This is a genomic window from Paraflavitalea sp. (genome assembly GCF_059502485.1).
Map to the genome: position 1 here is coordinate 622,599 of NZ_JCACET010000004.1, position 24,652 is coordinate 647,250.

General features: G+C 47.7%; 18 protein-coding genes and 1 tRNA gene. 12 read left to right on the forward strand and 7 right to left on the reverse strand.

Annotation, left to right across the window (positions count from 1 at the left end):
- The first annotated feature begins 81 nt into the window (after positions 1-81).
- On the forward strand, positions 82-1,512 hold the full coding sequence (locus AC5JBY_RS02470; RefSeq protein WP_495902959.1) for a Gfo/Idh/MocA family protein: 1,431 nt from the start codon (positions 82-84) through the stop codon (positions 1,510-1,512).
- A gap of 140 nt (positions 1,513-1,652) precedes the next feature.
- Here the strand turns inward: AC5JBY_RS02470 and AC5JBY_RS02475 are convergent, their stop codons facing one another.
- Positions 1,653-2,933 carry a PQQ-dependent sugar dehydrogenase gene (locus AC5JBY_RS02475; protein WP_495902960.1) on the reverse strand — a complete coding sequence of 427 codons (1,281 nt, stop codon included), beginning with the start codon at positions 2,931-2,933 and terminating at the stop codon, positions 1,653-1,655.
- Between the two features lie 212 nt (positions 2,934-3,145).
- Here AC5JBY_RS02475 and AC5JBY_RS02480 point away from each other — a divergent pair, with 212 nt between their 5' ends.
- Positions 3,146-3,535, forward strand: a complete 390-nt coding sequence (locus AC5JBY_RS02480; protein ID WP_495902961.1) for a winged helix-turn-helix transcriptional regulator — start codon at positions 3,146-3,148, stop codon at positions 3,533-3,535.
- A gap of 78 nt (positions 3,536-3,613) precedes the next feature.
- On the opposite strand, the gene AC5JBY_RS02485 is transcribed toward AC5JBY_RS02480, so the two are convergent.
- On the reverse strand, positions 3,614-4,123 hold the full coding sequence (locus tag AC5JBY_RS02485; protein WP_495902962.1) for a hypothetical protein: 510 nt from the start codon (positions 4,121-4,123) through the stop codon (positions 3,614-3,616).
- A 297-nt stretch (positions 4,124-4,420) separates the two neighbouring features.
- Here AC5JBY_RS02485 and AC5JBY_RS02490 point away from each other — a divergent pair, with 297 nt between their 5' ends.
- The 9 genes from AC5JBY_RS02490 to AC5JBY_RS02530 all read left to right on the forward strand — a co-directional run bounded on the left by AC5JBY_RS02490 (position 4,421) and on the right by AC5JBY_RS02530 (position 18,669).
- A complete protein-coding gene (locus tag AC5JBY_RS02490; RefSeq protein WP_495902963.1) occupies positions 4,421-4,972 on the forward strand; it encodes an RNA polymerase sigma factor in 552 nt (183 codons plus the stop codon).
- Between the two features lie 99 nt (positions 4,973-5,071).
- The gene (locus tag AC5JBY_RS02495) at positions 5,072-6,196 is read left to right on the forward strand and encodes a FecR family protein (RefSeq protein ID WP_495902964.1); all 1,125 of its coding nucleotides are present in this window, start codon (positions 5,072-5,074) and stop codon (positions 6,194-6,196) included.
- 24 nt (positions 6,197-6,220) lie between these two features.
- On the forward strand, positions 6,221-9,661 hold the full coding sequence (locus AC5JBY_RS02500) for a TonB-dependent receptor (RefSeq protein WP_495902965.1): 3,441 nt from the start codon (positions 6,221-6,223) through the stop codon (positions 9,659-9,661).
- A gap of 20 nt (positions 9,662-9,681) precedes the next feature.
- Positions 9,682-11,604: a RagB/SusD family nutrient uptake outer membrane protein gene (locus tag AC5JBY_RS02505; RefSeq protein ID WP_495902966.1), complete on the forward strand. Its 1,923-nt coding sequence runs from the start codon at positions 9,682-9,684 to the stop codon at positions 11,602-11,604.
- A gap of 67 nt (positions 11,605-11,671) precedes the next feature.
- Positions 11,672-12,850: a DUF5000 domain-containing lipoprotein gene (locus tag AC5JBY_RS02510; protein WP_495902967.1), complete on the forward strand. Its 1,179-nt coding sequence runs from the start codon at positions 11,672-11,674 to the stop codon at positions 12,848-12,850.
- A gap of 18 nt (positions 12,851-12,868) precedes the next feature.
- Positions 12,869-13,549, forward strand: coding sequence for a DUF4998 domain-containing protein (locus tag AC5JBY_RS02515; RefSeq protein ID WP_495902968.1), 681 nt, complete (start codon positions 12,869-12,871; stop codon positions 13,547-13,549).
- Positions 13,550-13,558: 9 nt separating this feature from the next.
- Positions 13,559-15,145 (forward strand): calcineurin-like phosphoesterase C-terminal domain-containing protein, encoded by a 1,587-nt coding sequence (locus AC5JBY_RS02520; RefSeq protein ID WP_495902969.1) that lies wholly within the window; start codon positions 13,559-13,561, stop codon positions 15,143-15,145.
- Positions 15,142-16,878: an SGNH/GDSL hydrolase family protein gene (locus tag AC5JBY_RS02525; RefSeq protein ID WP_495902970.1), complete on the forward strand. Its 1,737-nt coding sequence runs from the start codon at positions 15,142-15,144 to the stop codon at positions 16,876-16,878. The genes AC5JBY_RS02520 and AC5JBY_RS02525 overlap by 4 nt, the downstream gene beginning before the upstream one ends.
- Positions 16,879-16,896: 18 nt before the next feature.
- Positions 16,897-18,669 (forward strand): metallophosphoesterase, encoded by a 1,773-nt coding sequence (locus AC5JBY_RS02530; protein WP_495902971.1) that lies wholly within the window; start codon positions 16,897-16,899, stop codon positions 18,667-18,669.
- A gap of 57 nt (positions 18,670-18,726) precedes the next feature.
- Here the strand turns inward: AC5JBY_RS02530 and AC5JBY_RS02535 are convergent, their stop codons facing one another.
- The 5 genes from AC5JBY_RS02535 to AC5JBY_RS02555 all read right to left on the reverse strand — a co-directional run bounded on the left by AC5JBY_RS02535 (position 18,727) and on the right by AC5JBY_RS02555 (position 23,238).
- Entirely contained in the window at positions 18,727-19,422 is a 696-nt protein-coding gene (locus tag AC5JBY_RS02535; protein ID WP_495902972.1) for a RibD family protein, read from the reverse strand.
- A gap of 232 nt (positions 19,423-19,654) precedes the next feature.
- On the reverse strand, positions 19,655-20,128 hold the full coding sequence (locus AC5JBY_RS02540; RefSeq protein WP_495902973.1) for a hypothetical protein: 474 nt from the start codon (positions 20,126-20,128) through the stop codon (positions 19,655-19,657).
- 115 nt (positions 20,129-20,243) lie between these two features.
- Positions 20,244-21,662, reverse strand: coding sequence for a sulfatase (locus AC5JBY_RS02545; protein ID WP_495902974.1), 1,419 nt, complete (start codon positions 21,660-21,662; stop codon positions 20,244-20,246).
- A 44-nt stretch (positions 21,663-21,706) separates the two neighbouring features.
- The gene (locus tag AC5JBY_RS02550; RefSeq protein WP_495902975.1) at positions 21,707-23,071 is read right to left on the reverse strand and encodes a cytochrome P450; all 1,365 of its coding nucleotides are present in this window, start codon (positions 23,069-23,071) and stop codon (positions 21,707-21,709) included.
- 95 nt (positions 23,072-23,166) lie between these two features.
- Positions 23,167-23,238: transfer RNA gene (locus tag AC5JBY_RS02555), tRNA-Glu, on the reverse strand.
- 389 nt (positions 23,239-23,627) lie between these two features.
- On the opposite strand from AC5JBY_RS02555, the gene gap reads away from it, so the two are divergent.
- A complete protein-coding gene (gap, locus tag AC5JBY_RS02560) occupies positions 23,628-24,641 on the forward strand; it encodes a type I glyceraldehyde-3-phosphate dehydrogenase (protein WP_495902976.1) in 1,014 nt (337 codons plus the stop codon).
- The last annotated feature ends 11 nt before the right edge of the window (positions 24,642-24,652 follow it).

The window sequence follows — 24,652 nt, forward strand, 5'->3', positions numbered from 1 at the left end:
CGCATAGATACTTTAATGGTACATTAATCTGATATTTATGTATTTTGAAAGCCAATCTAAAATAGCATAACCAACCAGACAATGTTTAATAACGATTACTCTCGTAGGAAATTCTTAAAACAGGCCATGCTGGCTTCGGCAGCAACAGCCATACCCGGCTTTCTGTTGGCCAATGAGCAACGTCATCCCCGTAAAATAGGACCCAATGAAAAAGTAAACCTCGCCTGTATTGGAATAGGAAACCGTGGACGAGAGATCATTGAAGCCTTTCACAAAACAGGATTGGCAAACATCGTGGCCCTTTGCGATGTAGACATGGGCGCACCACACACACAGGCCGTCATGAAAATGTTCCCTGATGTGCCACGCTTCCAGGATTTCAGGCAGATGTTTGATAAGATGGGCAACCAGATCGATGCCATAACAGCAGGCGTACCCGATTTCTCGCACTTCCCCATTACCATGATGGCCATTGGCCTCGGTAAACACGTATATGTTGAGAAACCCATGGCCCGTACTTTCCAGGAAGTAGAACTGATGATGAAGGCCGCAGCGAAAAATCCCAAAGTAGTTACACAGATGGGAAACCAGGGGCATTCAGAAGGCAACTACTTCCAGTTCAAATCATGGGTAGAAGCAGGCATCATCAAAGATGTAACAAATATCACAGCCCACATGAACTCACCACGCCGCTGGCATGGTTGGGATCCAAAGATCACTTCATTCCCGGCAACAGAACCCCTGCCGTCAACACTGGATTGGGATATCTGGCAAATGGCCACACATGGACATACCTATAACAAAGACTTCGTAAACGGACAATGGCGTTGTTGGTTCGATTTCGGTATGGGCGCACTGGGCGACTGGGGTGCACACCTTCTCGACACAGCCCACCAGTTCCTCGATCTTGGACTTCCTTATGAAGTAGCGCCGCTGAAGCTGGATGGACACAACAAATTCTTCTATCCAATGTCTACCACCTTATCATTCAAGTTCCCCAAGCGTGGCAACATGCCACCGTTGGAAGTTAAATGGTACGATGGCCTCGACAACTTACCGCCCATACCAAACGGGTACGGTGTTTCAGGTTTGGACCCCAACATTCCGCCACCCAGCACAGGCGAATTGAAACCAGTAAAGCTCAACCCAGGAAAGATCATTTATAGCAAAGACCTCACCTTCAAAGGAGGTTCGCATGGTAGCACCCTGTCCATCATCCCGGAAGAAAAAGCAAAAGAAATGCAATCAAAGCTGCCGGTAGTACCCGCCAGCCCATCCAATCACTTTGCCAACTTCCTGCTGGCTTGTAAAGGACAGGAACAAACACGCTCACCCTTCTCCATCGCCGGACCGTTGAGCCAGGTATTCTGCCTCGGTGTACTGGCCCAGTGGACAGGCGAGACCATTAAGTTCGACAGAGAAAAGAAGATCATCACCAACAGTAAAAAACTCAATGAGATGCTTGTAGGACCGGCACCCCGCAAAGGCTGGGAGCAATACTATAAAGTATAATAAAAGAAATAATAAGACCCTCTAATACAAAAGCCATCCGCAAAGGATGGCTTTTTGTTTATGCCCGTCTTAACCCCCATTGAATTAATTTGTCACCCTGCCTGTCCCGCTCTGCGGGAAGCCTGTCGAAGGGTTTTCACTTACTTATTATACACAATCCTATAGATCGTTCCCTTCACATCATCCGATACATACAAAGAACCATCAGGCCCTTGCGCCAATCCACAGGGACGATGCGTAGCACGGCCGGGAGAAGTTACTTCCGGGCCGGCAAATTGATCGGCAAAGATTTCCCAATCACCGGAAGGCTTGCCATTTTTGAAAGGAACAAAAGCCACGAAATAACCCTTTTGCTTTTCAGGCGCACGATTCCAGGAACCATGAAAAGCTATGAAAGCACCCTGGCGGTAACGCTCAGGAAACATCTTCCCTGTATAAAACAACAAACCATTAGGAGCCATGTGCGCAGGGAAAGCCATAGTAGGATCGATAGCCTTTTCACCAGCAGTCTTCTTACCATCACCACCATATTCAGGAGCCAGCATTTTCTTCTTCTGAGCTGGATCATAATAAATATAAGGCCAGCCACAATCATCGCCCTTGTGCAGCGCATATAAACATTCGGCAGGCAGTTCAGCACCCTGAACAGAGTTATACATATCAGGATACAACTGGAAAAGCTGGTCCCTGCCATGCTGCATCACATACAATTGCTGATTAGCGGTATTCCAGTCGAGCCCTACCACATTGCGCAAACCCGTGGCATAGCGTACGCCATCACCGTAAGTCTGATTTTTCTTGCTGATGCTGAATTGCCAGATGCCACCCGCCGAATCAAGAATAGGGCAGGGACTCATACCGGGAGAATTCTTGCCCCTGTCCTGTACCTGGCAGGCATTGGAGTAAGCACCAACATTAACATACAGATTATCCTGGTTATCGATTACGATAGATTTTGATTCATGCTGATTACGGTTGATAAGACCCGTTACGATAGTTTCAACACTTGTTGTATCAACAATGCCCTGATCGTTTAGCTTGTAGCGAAAAACAGCTTCGTTCGAAGAAGCATAGAGATAATTGCCTTTTACGTACATGCCGGTACCGCCATAATTGCCGAAAGCTATCTGCTCATCGGCCCTTCCATCACCATTGATATCGCGCAACAGCACAATACCCTTACCATTTCTACGGGAATTGAGTTTTACGTAAATATTACCCTGAGGAGTAACAGCCAGGTGGCGGGATCTTCCAATGTCATCAGCCACTACCAGCGCGCTGAAGCCTGTTGGCAATTGAAGACCGGCATTGGCCGAATCAGGTACGACAGTTGTAGGTAACGAACCGTTGTTAGCTTTGAAAAAGGCAGTGGTTCCCAATACAATAGCAATCGCCCCTGCCGCAGTGAGTATTCGTTTCATTGATGTTTGATTTAGACAATCGTAGATCAGGCGCCGTAATTATGTTAACAAACCGGTAATAGCATTGAGAATAAGCACATTTGCCTATTTTAGCAATACGATTGATCGTAGACGACGCCTGAATTGCTTTTCATTGATACAAAGGAAAACGATCCGGATTAGCAACCCAATAACTCATCATTTTATTAGTAGCCTGCAAAAAAGATTTTGACATGATTGAAAGAAAAACGAGTTCGACTAATTACCAGAACCAATCATTCCTGGAAAACAAATGCCCATTGAATGAACTCCTGTTCCTGATGAGCAAACGTTGGATGACAGACGTTCTTTTCTGTATAGAAGAAGGTAATAACCGTTTCTCAGTGATACGCGAAGAGTTGGAGCATATCAGCGATCATATCCTGGCCGACCGGCTTAAGCTGTTGGAAAAAGAAGGATTGATCAGCAAACAACACTACGACGATGTGCCACCCCGTGTAGAATATAGCCTCACCGAACGTGGCGAAGAATTAAGCCTTCTGCTTGATCAGCTGTGCAAATTCGCTTCTTCCTATAAGGAACAACAATGTAAAACAGAAGACACTACAACACTCGAAGCGTAGCTCGTAGCTCTGCGAGGCTTGCAGCCTCGCAGCCCTATTCCAGGGCCTCTGGCCCTATCGAAGCAAACGCCTCGCAGCTCAATTCACTTGCTCATAATGGTGCGTGTTATCCGCCAGTAGCGACAACTTGCATTTGATCTCCGTATCGTTGAATTGCGGATCATAGAGGTACACGTGGATCGACCAGTTATTACTGATCATGCCATGGCGTGTTCTGTCATTATCGATGATCAGCATCCCTGAGCAGGAGCCAGTACTAAGTCCATCTTTAATAACCCCTTCAATTGGCAACATAAGTCCGTCACTTCCTACATCCTTCAGATTTATAGGCTGCGAAGAGTAGATATAGGATTCGATCTGCACGCGGCCGCGACCCTTATAATGGTTTTTTGCATCATTGTTTCTGTTCGATAAGACCAGGTACGACCAATCCCCCTCCATGAATAGCGTACCCTGCTCAAAATCAACGTTCAGCTTCATCAGCGGAAGATGCCAGGCATATGTCTGGTTGGTGGGCAGCAAGCTCAACGCCATAGACGATACCGGGATGGTATAGTCCAGTTGCTTCAGAATAGTTTGGGTAGTCATAACATCGGTATTTGTTGGTAGAGTAAATGTACTCCCTCCAAAGCCTCACCCGGGTTGCCATTCGGCCAATGGGCAAAAGCCGTCGACAACACCCCCGGAATCCAGAGACGGCAGACACCTTTCCAAAATAACACACCCTTAATATTAGGATAACATCCAGTAAGTTTCTTTGCGGCCGGAAATCCAAATATCCTGGAACACCACCTACTTCATCATTTTCCTTATCCCGGGCAGCAGGTTAGTCGATAACACCGGAAACACGTAGCCCCGTTTCCTCTGATTAAAAACTTGATTAGTATGCAATTATCCGAAGGGAGTAAAATGCTGTGGCAACAGCTGCGGGAAGGAGATAAAAACGCACTGTTCGAGCTCTATGACGACATGTACTTTCACCTTGTTCGTTATGGCCTTTCTGTGCATAGCGACAGCGACCTCGTAAAAGATTGCATCAGCCAGTTGTTCCTGAAACTGTGGGATAGGCATGAAAGATTAAATGAAGTAGAGAACGTACAATCTTACCTGTTCACGGCCCTCCAACGATTGATCATCGATCACATCAATGCTGAGAACAAAGCCAGCGCGTCCATACGTAGCCTGCCGCTGCAGCCGGAAGAAGAAATATCCTACGAAGAAAAGATCATAGCACGCGAAAAAGAAGAACAGGTGAGCAAAGATTTACGCGAAGCATTAAAAGCATTATCCCCTAAACAGATCGAACTTATACGCTTGAAATTCTTTGAAGACCGTTCCTACCAGGAGATCGCCCAACTTAGCTCCCAGAGCGTAAAGACATCCTACAATACCATCTACGACGCCATCAAAATACTCCGCCTCAAACTCAAGATATAGTATTACCAAATTGTTACCACAGGAAAATTCTTCCATTTACACCAGGAAAAAAATCAGCTTCTACAGTCTATAGGGTGACACATCAGTAGAACCACCAGCATGGACCCAATAAACGTAGAGGCGGAAGACCTGTTATGCGATGAAACTTTTCAGCGCTACTGTAGCGGCGAAAATGAAGCCGATGTAGCCACCTGGGAAGCTTGGATCAGGAACCATCCTGAAAAACAGCCCGTAGTGGCTGCTGCCAAACGGCTGCATGATATGCTCTCCCTCGGTCAGGGCAACAGGCTTGAACAACTCGCCGCATTGAAAGATGCAGTTGCCCGTCGCTCACGTTTCAAAGAAACACTACTCAACAGGCAGGAAGATTCTAACAATATACCGGGTCGTGTCGTAGCAATGCGCAGGCATACATGGCTCAAATACGCCGCCAGCATATTGATATTAGTCACCGTAGGAATATTGGCATACCTGATAGTAGGGCCAAAGAAGCTTGCACAGCCCCACAACTATGAATACTATACCGGCTTGCACGATCACAAGACCATCCTGCTGCCTGATAGCACCGTGGTGATGTTGAATGCCAACAGCCACCTGTCTATCAGCAAAGACTTCGATGCACACCACCGGCAGGTTTCCATCACAGGAGAAGCGTACTTCGACGTGAAGCACGATGCAGCACACCCTTTCATGGTCAATACGTCGCAATACACAATCAGGGTATTAGGTACAACATTCAATGTAAAAGTATATCCCGGAAAAGATACGACCGAGACCACATTGCTCACCGGTAAGATCGAGATCATACAGGGAGCAGGCGATAGCACAAAACCGAAAGTGGTACTACGGCCCAACGAAAAGTTCCTGCTTACTGCCGCAACAATGGCAGAGGCGCAACAGCAATCCGATAAACAGGCTACATTGGCTAAAGAAACAGTTGTAAAACTGGAGATGGATACCACGACTACGATCCATCACTTTACAGAAACTGCCTGGGCGCGCAACAAAATGGAAATTAAAGACAGGACCCTCGAAGAGATCGCCACACAATTGCAGGCCTGGTATGGCATCACCATACGCTTTACTGATGAAACTGTAAAGAACTACCGGTATACGGGAACCTTTGACGACGAAACGATCATTAACATACTCCGATATCTACAGAAATCTTATCCATTCGATTATTCGATCGAAGACGACTGCATTGTCATTGCCCGAAGCTGATTAATATTTAAAAAATCGTAAGGAATGAAGGAATATTACAATGTTCCTGAACAACGTCTATGTTCAGGGATCAGGACCTTTTTGCTCTTAATGGCCGTTTGGTTGATCCAGGTATTTGCTCCTGTGGCTGCACAAGACAAGAGCAAGACCGACAAGGTGAACGTCGATGCCGATAACAAATCAATTGCTGCTGTACTCCAACAAGTACAGCAAAACAGTCGCTACCGTTTTGTATACAGCAACGGTTTATTGAACGACAAACAACTCGTAACAGTGCACCTGAAAAACGCTACCCTGCGCGAGTTGATGGACATGGTATTGAGGAACACCCGCCTCACCTACGAAGACCAGGGCAATGGAGTAGTAGTGCTCAAAACAATTGCCGGAACACCGGAAAGATTAGGTGTCTCCCTTGAAAGAAGAAATATAAGCGGCATCGTTCGAGACAGTATTGGTGTTCCCCTGCCAGGTGTATCCGTTACCGTAAAAGGGAAAGACAACATAGGTACCACGACCGATCTCAACGGAGGTTATTTCCTTGAAATACCCGATCATGCCACACTGATATTTAGTATGGTAGGATACAATCCCCGCGAAATAACACCTTCACTTGGACAAGCGAATATTGAAGTACGATTGCTGGCGGCTACCAATCAAATGGAAGAAGCAGTAGTAGTAGCCTTCGGTAAACAAAAAAAGCAGGATGTGGTAGGCTCCGTTACTTCTATCAACCCGCAGGAGCTGAAAGTGCCCTCCAGCAACCTCACCACGGCACTGGCAGGTCGTGTAGCAGGTTTGATCGCTTACCAACGCTCAGGAGAACCCGGTAATAACAATGCCAGTTTTTTTATCCGTGGGGTCACCACATTCGGATATAAGGTCGACCCCTTGATATTGATCGATGGAGTAGAAGCCAACACGCGCGACCTTGCCAACCTGCAGGTCGATGACATCGCCAACTTCTCCATCCTGAAAGATGCAACAGCCACAGCACTCTATGGCGCACGCGGCGCAAATGGTGTGATCCTCATTGCCACCAAACAAGGTAAAGAAGGAAAACCCACCTATTCGATCCGGGCAGAGAACTCCATTTCTGCGCCCACAAAAAATATTGAATTAGCCGATCCGGTTACCTATATGAAACTGGCCAACGAGGCCGTACTCACGAGAAACCCGCTGGGCCTTACACCCTATAGCCAGGAAAAAATTGACAACACAGGTAAGCCCGGTTCAAACCCCTACGCCTATCCTGCAACAGATTGGCACGATATACTATTCAAAGATTATGCAATGAACCAACGCGTGGATGCCAACGTGAGTGGTGGTGCTTCCGTGGCGAGGTATTACGTGTCCGGTACTTTCAACCGCGATAATGGTGTGCTCAAGGTTCCAAAGCTCAACAACTTCAACAACAATATCGACCTGAAAACCTATTCCATCCGTTCCAACGTGGATGTGAACCTCACCAAAACAACAGTGCTTGTTACGAGGGTGTCTGGAACTTTCCAGGATTATGTAGGCCCTGTCAACGGCGGTGCAGATGTGTACAGCCAGGTAATGCACAGCAACCCCGTATTGTTCCCGGCTTTTTATGCACCAGATGCAGCCAATTCCTACGCACGGCACATTCTCTTTGGCAACTACGGGTCGGGCAACTACATCAATCCCTACGCCAACATGGTGAAAGGATATAAGACCTACAACACTTCGCAGCTCAATGCACAGGCAGAGATACAGCAGAAGCTGGGCTTCATCACGCCAGGCCTTTCCTTTAATGCAATGGCTAATACAAGCCGTTATGCCTACTCCGATATCACCCGCAGCTACAATCCATTCTATTATAGCCTGGGCTATTATGACAAAAGAACAGATATCTATACCCTCAATGCCCTCAACCCTAATGGTGGCACCGAATACCTGAACTATCCGGCCAATGGCGGCACGAGGCGCATCACTACCTCCGTATACTTCCAGGGTATCCTGAACTACAGCCGCACCTTCAATGCCAAACATGGTGTAAGCGGTAGCTTGGTGTACCAGGCACAAAATACCAGCTCAGGCGATTTCACCACCCTGCAAACTTCACTGCCCGCACGCAACCTCGGTGTTTCCGGGCGTATGACCTACAACTACGACTGGCGCTACTTCGGCGAGTTCAACTTTGGTTACAACGGCTCCGAGCGCTTCGATGAGCGCAACCGCTGGGGCTTCTTCCCTTCCTTTGGTATCGGCTGGAATATATCGAAAGAAGAATTCTGGAAAGGTAAGCTCAGCGACATTGTTACCAACCTGAAATTTCGCGCTACCTATGGCCTCGTAGGTAACGACGCCATCGGTAGCCCGCAAGACAGGTTCTTTTACCTTTCTGAGGTCAACATGAATGATCCCAACAAAGGCGCTTCTTTTGGTAGCAATCCTACTGGTATGTATACACGCCCGGGTATCAGTGTCACACGTTATGCCAACCCCAACATTACCTGGGAAGTGGCCCACCAGACCAACCTTGGAATAGACATGACCCTGTGGAACAAACTGAATGTAGTATTGGACATCTACAGCACCCGCCGCACGAATATCCTCATGCCCCGCGTATCGATCCCCACAACAGTGGGCCTGGCCGATACGCCCAGTGCAAACATAGGTGCTGCCACTTCAAGAGGTATAGACCTGTCGCTGGATTACAGCCACACCATCAACAAAGCCTGGTGGATACAGGCACGTGGCAACTTCACACTGGCCATGAGCAAATACAAAAAATATGAAGAACCAGAATATGTAAATGAACCATGGCTGTCAAGACTGGGTTATTCCCTCAGCCAGCCCTTTGGCTACATTGCCGAGCGACTCTTCGTCGATGACAAGGACGTGCTCAATAGCCCCCGCCAAACATTTGGAGATTATGGAGCCGGTGATATCAAGTACCGTGATATCAACGGAGATGGACAGATCACCTCACTCGACCGGGTGCCCATTGGTTATCCCACCAACCCCGAGATCGTGTACGGCTTCGGCGTGTCCATTGGGTACAAAACATTCGACCTCTCCATGTTCTGGCAGGGACAGGCACGATCATCCTTCTTTATCGATGTGGCAGAAACAACACCCTTTGCCAACAATGGCGCGCTGCTCAAAGCGTATGCCGACAGCTACTGGTCCGAAGACAACAGGAACATCTATGCCCTTTGGCCCCACCTCAGTCCGGGTGTGAGCGCCAACAACAACCGCACCAGCACCTGGTGGATGCGCAATGGCGATTTCCTGCGCCTCAAACAACTGGAAGTAGGCTATTCCCTGCCCGGCGGATTACTTAAAAGCTGGGGGCTTAAAACCTTCCGCATATACCTTAATGGCAGTAACCTGTTTGCCCTTTCCTCCTTCAAGTTGTGGGATATAGAAATGGCAGGCAATGGCCTGGGATATCCCGTACAGCGCGTTGTGAACATTGGCCTCCAAACTACTTTTTAAATCGTGATAAAGACAGAATAATGAACTTACGCCTAACCATCCTTTTAATATTCCTCCTGGCCATCACAGCAGGAGGCTGCAAAAAGTTCCTCGACGTAGTGCCCGATAATGTGGCCACGATAGATTATGCATTCCGGAACAGGTCAAATGCAGAGCAGTATTTATTTACCTGTTATTCTTACATGCCGAAACACGGCAATCCCTTTACCAACCCTGCCTTTGCAGGAGCCAATGAGTTCTGGTATTTCTTCCCATATGCAGCCCTGTCAGGATATCCCCTCAACCAGGCAGCCTGGGAAATTACCCGCGGCACCCAAAGCGTTACGGCCCCACTCACAAGCTATTGGACTGGCACCAACGGAGCGACCAACCTGTTTAAAGGCATCCGTGATTGCAACATCTTCCTCGAAAACATTCGTAAAGTGCCCGACATGGATGACTACGAAAAAGACATCTGGGCATCAGAAGCCATCTTTCTCAAAGCCTACTACCATTTTTGGCTCATGCGTATGTATGGGCCCATTCCCATCATCGATAAAAACCTCCCCATCGATGCAGACCAGGCAGCAGTACAGGTAGAAAGAATGACGATGGATTCCTGCTTCAATTATGTAGCCAACACCCTCGACAGCGCTATGGTATACCTGCCCGAGCTGATCCAGGACCAGAACACACAGATGGGCCGCATCACCAAAGCCATTGCCCTCGCGGTAAAAGCACAGGCATTGGTAACAGCAGCCAGCCCGCTGTTCAATGGCAACATTACCTATGCAAGCTTCCGCAACAAAGCAGGCCAGCCCTTCTTCAACCAAACGAGCGATCCGCAGAAATGGGTGAAAGCGGCAGAAGCTTGCAAAGCAGCCATCGATCAGGCCCACATCAATGGACATACACTTAATAAATTCCTGCCTTCCGTAGGCAGCAACCTGCCGGCTGAATTGCAGGTGCACATGGACATCAGGACCGCCGTTACCGACAACTTCAATGAAGAAGTGATCTGGGGCAACACGAACAGCAATGCTACTGATATCCAGAGCCTTAGTCAGCCACGTCCCAATGCTGCCAACGGTCTTAACATCAGTTTCTACGGCATGGCCAGTGTACCCCTCAACATGGTAAACAGGTTTTATACAAAAAATGGTGTACCCATCAACGAAGACAAGACCCTCGATGTGGCTACACGAGGAGCCACCACCCGCACAGCTACCGATGCCGACAAGTACCGCATCTTCCCGACCTATACTACAGCAGCCATCAACTTCGATCGAGAGCCCCGCTTCTATGCCGATCTTGGATTCGACGGTTCTATCCTCTTTGGCAATGGCAACCAGAACGTGGCTTCCCTCAACCACCTCGAAGCGAAACAAGGCCAGTATTCAGGCTGGCAGGGCACGCCCAACAACTACAACATCACAGGCTATTGGTCGGTGAAGCTCGTCAACTACCTCAACACGATGCCTTCTACCACTACCTATATTATTTCGCCTTATGCATGGCCCACGATACGCCTTGCTGATTTGTACCTGTTATATGCAGAAGCATTGAACGAAGTAAATGGCCCCACAGGCGAAGCATTGAACTATATCAACCTGGTGCGTGCCCGCGCAGGCATCCCAACAGTAGAAAACGCATGGACTAATTTTTCCAACAATCCTTCTAAATACAACAATAAAGAAGGATTACGTGAGATCATCCACCGCGAGCGTACGATCGAACTGGCTTTTGAAGGACAACGTTTCTGGGATCTGAAAAGATGGAAAGAAGCAGAAAGAGAATTGCAGGAACCTATCCAGGCATGGAACATCGGCCAAAAAGACCTGCTGCCCTATTACCAGATCACCACCCTGTTCAACCGCCCTTTCCAGGTAAGAGATTACTTCTGGCCCATCGCCGAGAACGATCTCCTCATCAACAAGAACCTGGTACAGAACCCGGGCTGGTAAACAAAATTAGATGTCACCCTGAGCTTGTCGAAGGGTCATATTCAAACAAACTCATAAACCTCATAATATGTTACGCAAAAACATTTCCCTCCCCGGCATCTTTATTATGATGATCATCCTGTTCGCAGGTTGCCGCGAAGAACTGGTAGGGCCATTGCCCAATTCAGGAGGCACACCATCACCCGTTACCAACCTGAAAGCCATCAACCTACCCGGAGAAGCGAAAGTAACCTATACCGTTCCGGGCGAACCCAACCTCTTATACGTTGAGGCAGTGTGGACCTACAAAGGCATCAGGCGCAACGCCAAATCATCCTATTATGCCGATACCCTCAGCATCCAGGGATTTGGAGACACCAGCGCCTGCGAAGTACAACTATATTCCGTGAGCACCGGTGAAGTAAGAAGCCAGCCGGTAAGCATCACAGTAAAGCCACTGACCCCGCCAGTGGAAACCGTGTTCAAGAGCATTACCGTGAAGCCCGATTTTGGTGGCATCAACGTGGGCTTCCTCAATGCTACCGGTTCCAACATCGTGATCTCTGTCATGACCAAAGATTCTGTAGGCGATTATGTGGATGCCGATGCCTTTTATACCAACCTCGTAAGAGATTCATTTTCTGTCCGTGGATATGAAGCAAAGCCACGCGAGTTTGGAGTTTTTGTAAAAGACCGTTGGGGCAACCTTTCCGACACCCTGTTCACTACACTCACACCCCTGTTCGAAAAACAACTCGATAAAAAACTCTTTAAAGAAGTCATCCCTTATCCTGGCGACGTAAACGATAAAATATACAGCGCAGCATATCCCATGAGAAACCTGTGGGATGGAGGCACTACCATTTTCGTTACAGCGCAGGGACTCGGAATGCCGGAGAGCTTTACCATAGACCTTGGCGTTAGCGCTAAGTTTAGCCGAATGCAATACCTGCAGCGGCAGAGTACCGCCTTCTATTATGCATCAGGCACACCCGAAATATTTGAAGTCTACGGATCAAACAATCCGCCAGCCGACGGCGACTTTGCCAAATGGACACACCTGATGACCTGCACCTCGAAGAAACCTTCAGGGCTGCCATTGAACGTGGTGACCAATGATGACATAGCAGCAGCACAGGCAGGAGAAAACTTCAACTTCCCCGTATCCGATCAGGGATACCGCTACCTGCGCTTCAAAGTGACAAAGAATTATGGCAATGCCAACAACATCACCTTCGCAGAACTGACCTTCTGGGGCGCATTTTAAATCTGTAAAATAAGAGCAATGCAATTACTAAAACATACAAGATATTGGATAGCAGGCGTAGCACTACTGCTGATGGCAGCCTGTGAAAAAGACTACTACCAATATGAAAAATACATCGCCAACGGTCCTATCGTATACCCGGGCCGTCCCGATACAGTGCAGGCGCTCGCTGGCAAAGAAAGAATATTACTCAAATGGAAAGTGCCCTCCGACCTCAACATCACCGGCTACAAAGTATTCTGGAACTTTGGCGTCGATTCATTGCCAATACCCGGCAGGACCAATGGTAGCACCGATTCTGTAACAGTATATATCAACAACTTGCCACAGGGCGCCTATAGCTTGACCGTGTATGCCTACGACAAATCAGGTCACCGCTCAGTAGGCACCCAGGCTATCGGAAATGTGTATGGCTCCCTTTTCTCTTCTACTATTTTCAACAGGCCCTACAGCACCCTGAAAAAAGAATCGGCTACATCCAGACTGCTGGTAGCATGGGTAGGGCTCGATGCCAAAAGTATCGGCACAGAATGGAACTACACCAATACAAACGGAGAAGCTGCCAGCTTGTATTCACCGCTCGGCGACAGTACCATCATCACCGGCATTAATGTAACAAAACCCATCTCGTACAGGAGCCTCTTCCTGCCCGAGAACAAAGCCATAGATACGTTTTACACAGAATACAAATCCTTGTAATAGACTATAATGAAGAAAATTTTTATTTGCCTGTTCCTGATAACCGTGCAGGCCGGAGCAGCCCTTGCCCAAACAAAAGCCACCGGGTACGTATATCACGATGCCGATGGCGATGGTAAAAAAGGAAGCAAAGAAAAAGGCATCGCGCGCGTGGCGGTGAGCAATGGCGAGCAGGTAGTACTTACCGATGAGAAAGGAAAATATGAGATACCGGTTACGGAAAGAACCATTGTGTTTGTGATAAAACCCGCCGGCTATCGCATTCCCCTCGATAAAAACAACCTGCCGAAGTTTTATTATACCCATAATCCCAAAGGATCACCCGAAACAAAATACAAAGGCATAACTCCCACAGGGCCATTACCGAAGTCGATAGATTTTGCACTGGTGCCCCAACAGGAAACAGACAATTTCAGGGCCCTCGTATTCGGAGATCCCCAGGTGCTCGACAGCACCGAACTGGGATACTATGAGAATGACGTAGTATCCGAAGTGAAAAATGTAAAGAACGTGGCTTTTGGACTCACTATGGGCGATCTTGTACAGGAGAACCTTAACCTGCACAAAGACTATGCAACCATCACGTCAAAGATCGGTATACCCTGGTACAATATCATTGGCAACCATGACCTGAATGCAGACTGTGCAGATGATTCATTGAACCATGAAACCTTCTCCGCCAATTTCGGTCCGGTAGACTATTCCTTCAACTATGGTAAAGTACACGTCATTGTCCTGAACGATAACATCTTTCCCATCAGGCAGAAAGGAGAAGGAGTACGTTTGCGCGCAGGTTTCAGGCCCTACCAGATCGAGTTCATAAAAAACGATCTGAAGTTTGTGGACACCAGCAAACTGGTAATCCTCGCTTTCCACTGTCCACTCCTCGGTGTCAACGACAGTGCTTTAAAAGAGCCGGAACGCGCCAAATATTTTGAAGCACTGAAAGACTACCCGCACGTGTTCTCCATTGCCGCCCATAGCCACCAGCTCAATCAAAACTTCTTCACGAAAAAAGACGGTTGGCATGGTGTACAGCCTTATCACGAACTGGACGCAGGTGCCACCTGTGGCAACTGGTATTCAGGCAGGGTCAATGAAAAAGGATTCCTCGATGGCATGATGAGCAATGGCGTGCCACGCGGATACATCTACCTCAATATCACAGGCAACAAATACACCGCCGATTACAAAGTAGCCGGCAAGCCCGACGATTTTCAGATCAGGTTATACCACCGCAAGGTACTTACGCCGATCTGGTGGGATGGGAGAGGGTCAGTATACGCCAACTTCTTCATGGGCTATAAAGGCGCTAAAATGGAATGCCGTATAGACGACAAACCGTGGAAACCCATGCGATACACACTTGCTGCCGATCCTTATTTCGAGGTGCAAAACATGATTTGGGATGAAAGCGATATCTTGTTCAAAGGACGTCGCCCCACAGAGTCGGCCGATTGCAAACACTTGTGGACAGCCCCATTACCCTGCGACATTGGGATTGGGACCCATACCATAGAAGTAAGAGGTACCGACATGTTTGGGAGAACGTTCACCCAAAAAAGCACCTACCGCATAGAAGAACCAAGACAATGAAAAGAATAATCGTCGCAATAGGCCTGCTTGTGCAGGGAGCAACACTTACCGCACAAGATACCACCTGGCATACTCCCTCTTTTATAGAGGGGGTATGTGAGCGTGATACCAATATTTACCACCGTCTGCCACAGCGGTTGAAAGACTCTGTACGGCCGGTGGTATGGAATCTGTCATTGAATACGGCAGGCGAATTCATACACTTTCGCAGTTCGGCCCGTTCATTCGTAGTCCATTATGGATTGGCAGGAAAAACACTGGCCATGCCCCACATGCCTTCCACCAGTGTAAGTGGACTCGATCTGTACATGAAAGACAAACACGGGCAATGGAACTGGATGCCGCCACGCTACCGCTTTGGCGATACAGTTACTTACACGTACAGCAATATCGGCGTGGCTGCCGGCGCTGAAGTCGATTACTATTTACTACTTCCCCTCTACAATACAGTTACCTGGTTGTCGATAGGAACAAAAAAAGAAGAAACACTCCAATTTGAGCCCGACCGGCGGGGAAAGCCCATAGTGGCCTACGGCACCTCCATCATGCAGGGGGCGGTGACCTCCCGTCCCGGACTCAACTGGACCAATACACTCAGCCGCTACCTCGACAGGATGGTCATCAACCTTGGCTTCTCCGGCAATGGCAAATACGAAAAGCCCATCTTCGACCACATGGCCAAAGTGGATGCATCACTCTATATCCTCGACTGCATGCCCAACCTCACCGGCGAAGCACTGAACAAACCAGCGGAGCTGGAAGAAAGAATACGCTATGGTGTAAACACTTTACGCAAAGCACATCCGGCAGTGCCCATCCTGTTTACAGAATATCCCGATGGCGACATTCCCTTCTATACAGATACGGCCCTGCTGCGCATGCGTCATGCTGCCGATGTTTTCTTGGCAGGCGTATTTAAAAAACTACAAAGCGAAGGCGTAAGCAATATCTACCTGCTCACAGAAAAAGAGATAGGCTTCGACATCAATAGCCTTACTGAAACAACCCATCCCAACGACATTGGCATGCTGCAATACGCACAGGCCTATGAAAAAAAGATCAGGGAAATACTGCACGAACCCAAAGGGACCATCAGCACGCAACAAGCCATACAACAATACCGCGATGGCTTCAACTGGGAGCTCCGTCACCAGCAGATTATACAAAACATACAGCAAACCAATCCGGCTGTATTGCTCCTCGGTAACTCCATAGTGAACTATTGGGGTGGATTGCCAGCACCAGAGAAAGTAACGCCACGCGGAGATTCGGCTTGGCAACAATACATGGCCCCATTGCGTGTACAAAATGCCGGCTTTGGCAATGACCGTATCGAGAATGTCCTGTGGCGCATATACCACGGCCTGCTCGACGACTTCAAAGGCGATAAGATCGTAGTCATGATCGGTACCAATAATCTTGCTATTAATACCGATGCAGAAATAGTACAGGGATTATCCTTCCTGCTGCAACAGATCGCAGAGCGCAAACCGGCTGCACAGATTACGATGGTAGGCATACTGCCAAGGAAAGGAAAAGAAGAGCGCGTTCGCCTGATCAACGAACAGATCAAAAAAATGGCGACTACACAAAAAGTACGCTATGCAGATTTTTCCAAAGCATTCCTCTCTGGACAGCAGGTGAATCCTGTACTCTTCCAGCCCGATGGCCTGCACCCCAACGCCAAAGGATATGAAGTGCTGGGCAAGTCCATCAGCAATATGCTTAAATAACTACATAAATAATATTTCATGAAACAATTTCTTGTTATTCTATTAGTGGCTATACTAAGTGGCTTTGCCCTCCCTGTAGCCACCCCCGAAGAGGAAGACGAAACAGAATTCACCATCGCAGTACTACCCGATACCCAGTGCTATTCCGGCACCATATTCGGTGGCAACAACGATATGTTCATGGCCCAAACCACGTGGATCAAGAACAACTGGAAGAAAGAGAAGATCAAATACGTTATCCATCTGGGAGATATAGTGCAATCAGGCGAGAAGAAACCGGAAGAATGGCAGAACGCTATCAAAGCCATGTATCTTCTGGAGAAACCAGAGCCCGGCTTGCCACATGGAGTACCCTATGGCTTAACAGTGGGCAACCACGACCAGGACCCCGGCCAACTGCCCATCACAGGTAAAACCACTTCCTACAACAAATACTTCGGAATAGACCACTTCAAAGACAAGCCCTGGCATGGTGGGCATTACGGCGCTGAAATGGATACCCATTTCGACCTGATCTCCGCAGGAGGTTTAGACTTCATTGTAGTATATGTAGAATACGACATGCTCGACGAAGACCAGGAAAACAGGAACATGTGGGTATACAACACACTGCAAAAATACAAAGACCGCAAAGCCATCATTGTGAGCCATGCAGTAGTGCAAACCAACAACAAGATGGGCACCAACGAAAAAGGCTTCCCCGATTTTTCCAAACAAGCTGAAAGACTTTACGCACGGATAAAATTCTGTCCCAACTTGTTCCTCATGTTGGGTGGCCACGTAGGAGGCAATTCCGGCGAAGGATACCGTCAGGATTTTTACAACGGTAGTGGTGTAAAAAGTATGCTGTCTGATTACCAGGGACGTCCGCAGGGAGGCGAAGGATTGATGCGCCTGCTGAAGTTCTCCGTGAAATATGACCGTATCTCCGTAAAAACATTCACGCCTTGGTCAAACAGGGAAGAGGCGGATGGAGATAGCAAGTTTACCTTGCCCCTCTTCATCAACACCAATGCTGCCCGTCAATATGATTTCAACAACGATGGCCGCTCGGACATCATGTGGTTCAACAAAGGAAGCTGGAAGTTGAACAAAGGACAGACCGTACAATACGGAAAAGAAGGCGATATTCCCGTACCGGCAGATTACAATGGCGATGGGCAAACGGACATCGCCGTATTCCGCCCTTCCGAAGGAAAATTCTTTATACAGGGAAAAGATACCATCACGCTCGGTCAGGAAGGAGATATCCCGGCGCCCGGCGATTATGATGGCGATGGCTTTGCGGAGGCGGCTGTTTTCAGACCTTCTACCTCTACCATGTACATCAATGGACTGCCCGAAAGACAATTCGGCAACAAAAATGCTATTCCTGTTCCCGGTGATTACGATGGCGATGGCAAAACAGATGTAGCCGTATACCTTCCACGCAAAGTGATCCAGGTAGCCATGCTGGGCAATGGAGTATTCTTTGATCTGGAAAATGTAAAAGATGCTGTGATACCGGTGCCTGCAGATTACAACGGAGATGGCAAAACAGATATGGCAGCTTATCGCCCTGCTACCGGCGAGTGGACCATCCTTGGCAAAGACAAAAAAGTGTTGAAACTCGGACAGCCGGGAGACATCCCCGTGCCAGGCATCTATGGCAAGAACAAAGTAGCCACCCCGGCAGTATACCGCAATGGCAAGATCATATTACTCGATGGCACCACCATTGTCTGCGATGAAGTACCTGCTGGTTATGAATTGGTGAACCTGCCCCATGCCGTTCGCAACCTGCTAAAATAATACACTTCCCAACCATACAACCTTCCCCTTTTGGGCCGGCCTGCAAGCCGGCCTTTTTTAATGCTTTATAGTATACTTCAGCCAAAGCACATCCTCTGTAAGCTGCTCAACATTATTCAGCTTCAATTCAGTAACCCCATTTTTAGTTAGGTGCTTGCTCACTTCAAAAATGGTAGGTGCGTCAGGCGTTCCATCAGCCAGCGGCAGGATTAGCAAGCTGAGCTCATCTATCAGTCCGTCATTCAGCAACGAACCATTGATATGCCCTCCACCTTCCAACATCAGCGTTTGGATACCAAAAACCTCCTGCAGTTGTTCCAGCCCCTTGCCAAAATCAATACTGTCTTTCCCTGCGAAAAGATAAGACACGCCTTGTTGCTGAAGATATTGCAGATAGTCATCGCTGACGGACTCCGTTAATAGTTCAATCACATGATCACCTTCGATCTCATTGCTTTCCCAACCCAGTTTGCCACCGGGGTCAACAGCAATGGCAAAAGAAGAAGCTTGCTCATCACCCTTAAAAGGAACCCTGGTTATTGGTTTTGCTGCTTTGGTTAGTGTAGGCTGCAGACCTTCGGTAAAGTCTTTTTCCATAGTTACCCGGCCCACCATCCAGGCTTGGCTGTCGAAGGAATCGTGACATTGTTCATAAACACTACCAAACCGTTTATAACTATCCCCCCAATTGTCTACTATGATTTTACCATCTACTGTCGATGCCATATGGCATATCACGTAAGGTCTTTTCATTGATGCTCGTTTTGCCAAAAGTACAGCAATAGCGAGGCCAGAAAGCAGGCTCCGGCTTTCTTTTTATTAGCAGTTGAATAATAGAGATACTAATTTAATTGATAGCTGACCTATTCGTGCCATTCAGATCACACCCTCGATTGTCATTTCGAACGGAGCCATTCGGGAATTAAAAAGCCCGGTAAGTGACGGCGCAGTGAGAAATCTGCTTGCGACGCAGAAGCTTGCTGAGTTAAAGAGCTGACTTATTAGATTTCGCCAAACCAACCATAAGTGTCACCGCCAATACAATCAATACACTCAAACGCACAAGACTCAGGGTCTCCCACAGCGCGGCACGCTTCATAAGCCCGGTATCATAATTGTCAGAAAAAGCTGTGGTTGTAATACTGAGCAGCTCAGGAACAAAGTAAGCCGCTGTAATAGCAAGGATCAGGACATATCCAATTGACACGATCAACAAGCTCTTTCTGCGTGCCGATTTCCAATGAAATATAAGGTTCAATACAAAGAAGAAAAGATTCACCGGATGAATAAGCATCCAGAACAACTCAGGCTTTAGGCCATATTTCCCCTGGAACATACTAAGAGAAGCGGGCGGCGCTGCCGCCCAGGTAGGCACTACATTCAAATGTTCATAGACGGCACCGCCAATCATGATGCAAAACGTAAGACAGCCTACGGCATACAAAATATCCTTTTTCATATAGCTCGATATTATGCCGCGAAGCTATTAAGCCATCGAATGAGATCATAGCTGATAGTGAATGCAAGTGAGCAAATAACGTATAAACCGTTATTTATAGTAAATGAATGGATAGCTACCTGATCAGCTTTTCCAATTCCAAATGCAATTGCTTCTCCTGTGCAGCATAACGCTGTTGCCCGGCGAGGTTTTTTGTTTCATTAGGATCGGCACGATGATCATAAAGCTCTGTAGCTACAAGGTCATGAGTTTTAATATCATACCACTCCGTAAACCTGTACTGGTCCGTTCGTAATGAATAGCCCATATGCGTAATGCGCGATTCATTCGATAAGGCGCCATAGGGCCTGATAAACTGGCTGAGCGCATAAGTCTTACCCTTGGCAGTAGCTTGCTGCAAAACCGGCATTACGCTCACGCCTGCTGGTGCAGCAGGATTTCCAATACCACACAAAGCGGTCAAAGTAGGATACAGGTCTACCAATTCAGTGAGTGCCGCCGTATGCCCGGGCTTTTGGACAACACCGGGAGCACTGATGATCAACGGAACGCGCGTAGCATTTTCAAAGTTGGTCGACTTGGCCCACATACCTTGCTCGCCAAGATGAAAGCCATGATCAGACAGCAGCACGACAATAGTATTGTTGGTTAAACCTAAACGTTCAAGCTCATTCAGTACCTTGCCAATCTGCGCATCGGTGTAGCTGACAGCTGCATAATAACCCTGCAACAGCTCTTTTACTTTGTCGGTAGGGATAGCCCCTTTGTCAGGAATATCAGTATAGCCCCGCAGTTCTTCCGATTGATGAAAAGCTATTGGCGGTGCGTCTTTCGGTCTCGATGTATCCGGAAGTGGCAGTGGCTTACCATCAAACAATTGCCAATAACGATCGGGGGCAGTAAAAGGAAGGTGAGGTCTGCGAAAACCTACAGCGAGAAAAAACGGTTGATCCTTCAGGCGATTCAGGAGATCGATAGCAGTAGTCGCCACTTTCCCATCGATATAACCTGAATCTTCCACGGCAGCACGTTCAATAGAGGCAGCTTTTGATTTGCCGGCATTTTCTTCCAACGCGTATTTAGTGCCAATCCCATTTCCGGTGGCGCCTAATAAGGCAGGCCACGACCAGGAAGCAGGATCATGATGAGCAGGAGGATCATGATAGATCTTGCCAGTTGCAGCTGTGGTGTAGCCATTGTTTTTGAAATATTGAGGAAGCGTAACGATATCAGGAAACAGCGGACGGAAAGGTTGGGACAATCCCCATATTTTAAGTTGATCAGGCCGTTTGCCTGTCATGAAAGAAGCGCGGGAGGGAGCACACACAGCCTGCTGACAGTAAGCCCGGTCAAATACCCGGCCCCTGGCTGCCAGCCTGTCGATGTTGGGTGTACGGGCATTGGTATCACCATAACAACCCAGAAAAGGCTTCATGTCGTCGACTATGATAAAGAGGACATTCTTTTTGGCTTTCTGCTGAGCCATAACAGCAGGCGCGATGAAAAGAATGCAGGCAAGTAAATGATACTTCATGTAAGCAAGTAACGATAAAAACAAAAAGAACTGCACATTGCCGTCTAATGTATTTTTTTGATATGTAAGATCACTTCATCAGGCCGCAGCGTAATGAGCGCTTTCATCCTCGGAGTTTGACCAGCCGGCTGTATTTGAAATGCCTGAAGAAAAGCATGGAGGAAGAAACACATTTCAGTCATGGCGAAGTGATTGCCAACACACATTCTGGGCCCTGCTCCAAAGGGAAAAAAGTTTTTGGACCGGATGGCATTTTCGTTGCGTATAAACCTTTCGGGGTCGAATGAGTTGGCATTTTCCCATAACTGTTCATCCCTGTGCAACCCAAAGAAAAAGGGAATGATAATAGTACCGGCAGGAAAGAAGTAGGGACCGAAGCGGTCCTCTTCGATGGCTACCCGTTCCGTCATCCAGGCCGCCGGGTATAGCCGCATAGCTTCGTTGATCGTAGCTTTCAGCCACTCATTGGAGAAGGCATCCTGCGGGTTAACTTCGGTAAGGGAATCTTGCAATCGTTGAAGAACAGCAGGATGATTAGCCAGCAGGTATAGAAGCCAGGATAGTGTATTGGCTGTTGTTTCATGACCGGCAAAAATAAGTATCAGTACTTCGTCGATGATCTGCTCCTCAGCCATTCCTTCTCCCGTATCCTCGTAAGTGCTATGTAAAAGCATATCCAGTAAGTCATCTTTCTGCTCTCCACTGGATTTTCTTTGTTGAATGATGTTTCCGATGATGGTCCTCAGTCGCAGCGCTTTTTTTGCTATAATTCGCTGCGATCCGGTAACCGGGTACCATAACCGGCGAACAGGCTGATTGATATCTTTAATTAAGAACTCTTGAATATCGGAGAATAGTTGCCTTATTTCCTGGACGGTTTTCGGCGACAGGGAGATATCGAAGATCGATCTGATCAATACTTGAAAGGACAGCTCGTTAACGAAGGGATAAATATCTACGGCAGGACCGGTAGGGCATGCTGAGATCGAAACCTTTATCGTCCTGATCATAACAGCTTGCAAACCTTGCAATCGCTCCCGGTGAAAAGCTGGTTGTATCAATCTGCGTTGTTTCAGCCAAAAAGCACCATTGGAAAAAAGGATCCCTTTTCCAAGATACCTGGCGCTGACTTCCGTGGCGATAGCTGACTTTTGATAATTCTTATGATGCTCTTTTAAAACATGGTGGATGAAATCCGGGTGCTGCGTAACAATGAGCTTTCTGTTGAAGCCAATGCTGGCCGTATAAGTCTTGTTAAAACGGCGCATGTTATCAGACACTGTTTTTATCGGATCTCTTAAAAAAGAACCCGCCCGCAACATGCTCTGAAATAAGGAATACCCTTGGGGTAATTGGTATTTATCCTGCTTGGAAATCATATTGGCCCGGTTATGATGGTAAAACGCCATTGAAAGAGCAGGATAAAAATAACAACGGATAATGAATGTTGCTGGACCGGATATGCCCTAAAACGAAAAAAGTCGCTACTGGAGCGACTTTTTTGTACCGCGTACGGGATTCGAACCCGTATCACCACCGTGAAAGGGTGGTGTCCTAACCCTTAGACGAACGCGGCTGCTGAAGTCCAAAAGTTGGATTGGGAGTGCAAAGGTAATAGCCTGACTATTTCCCTCCAAATATTTATCGAAAACTGAGCAAAATATTTTTCAAAAAGCCTGCATATTCATTTCGGTATTACCTACTTAGCTACACCAGCCTTGAATTCAGGACAAGTCCTGAACCGCACAAAGCCAGTCTGTCGCTGAACCATTCCATCCCCATTACTGTTTTATATCAATAAACTGCTTGCCCTGATACCGGTACCCCCTGAATCCTGTAACTTGTTACCTCCACTTTTGCTTGCCCGCTGTTGGTCGTGTATTATCTACAAATTGATAAAAACCATTTAACAGCAATATTGTAACTTCACGCCGCATTTGTAAACCAATAAATAAAAACTTGACAATGAGCACAGTTAAAGTGGCCATCAACGGGTTCGGACGTATCGGCCGGTTGGTATATCGCCAGATCTACAAAATGGACGGTATCGACGTAGTAGCTATTAACGATCTTACCAGTCCTAAGGTGTTGGCCCACCTCCTCAAATACGACAGCGCCCAGGGTCGTTTTGATGCCGACGTTAAATCTTCTGACAACTCAATCATAGTAAACGGCGACGAAGTAAAGATCTATGCCCAAAAGAACCCTGCCGAAATTCCTTGGAAAGACCACGGAGTAGACGTAGTACTGGAGTGCACTGGCTTCTTTACCGATAAAGAAAAAGCCGCTTCTCACCTCACTGCTGGCGCTAAAAGAGTAGTGATCTCTGCACCCGCTACCGGCGACCTGAAGACCATCGTTTTCAACGTTAACCACAATACACTCGATGGCAGCGAAACCATCATCAGCTGCGCATCTTGTACCACGAACTGTCTCGCGCCAATGGCCGATACACTCGACAAGCAATTTGGTATCGTGAACGGTCTCATGACTACTATCCACGCTTATACCAACGACCAGAATACACAGGATGCGCCTCACCCCAAAGGTGACCTGCGCCGCGCTCGTGCCGCTGCTCAGAACATTGTGCCCAACAGCACAGGTGCTGCCAAAGCCATCGGTCTGGTACTGCCCGGCCTGAAAGGCAAGCTGGACGGTTCTGCACAACGTGTTCCTACCATCACTGGTTCACTGACCGAATTGACAGCCATCATTGGTAAGAAAACATCTGTAGCTGAACTGAATGCTGCTATGAAAGCTGCATCCAACGAAAGCTTCGGATACACAGAAGATGAGATCGTAAGCACCGATATCATCGGTTCTACTTTCGGTTCACTGTTCGATGCTACCCAAACACGCGTACAAACAGTAGGCGATTCCCAGCTGGTACGTGTAGTTAGCTGGTACGACAACGAGATGAGCTATGTTAGCCAGCTCGTGCGCACAGTGAAATACTTTGCCGGCCTCATCAGCAAATAATATTTAGTATA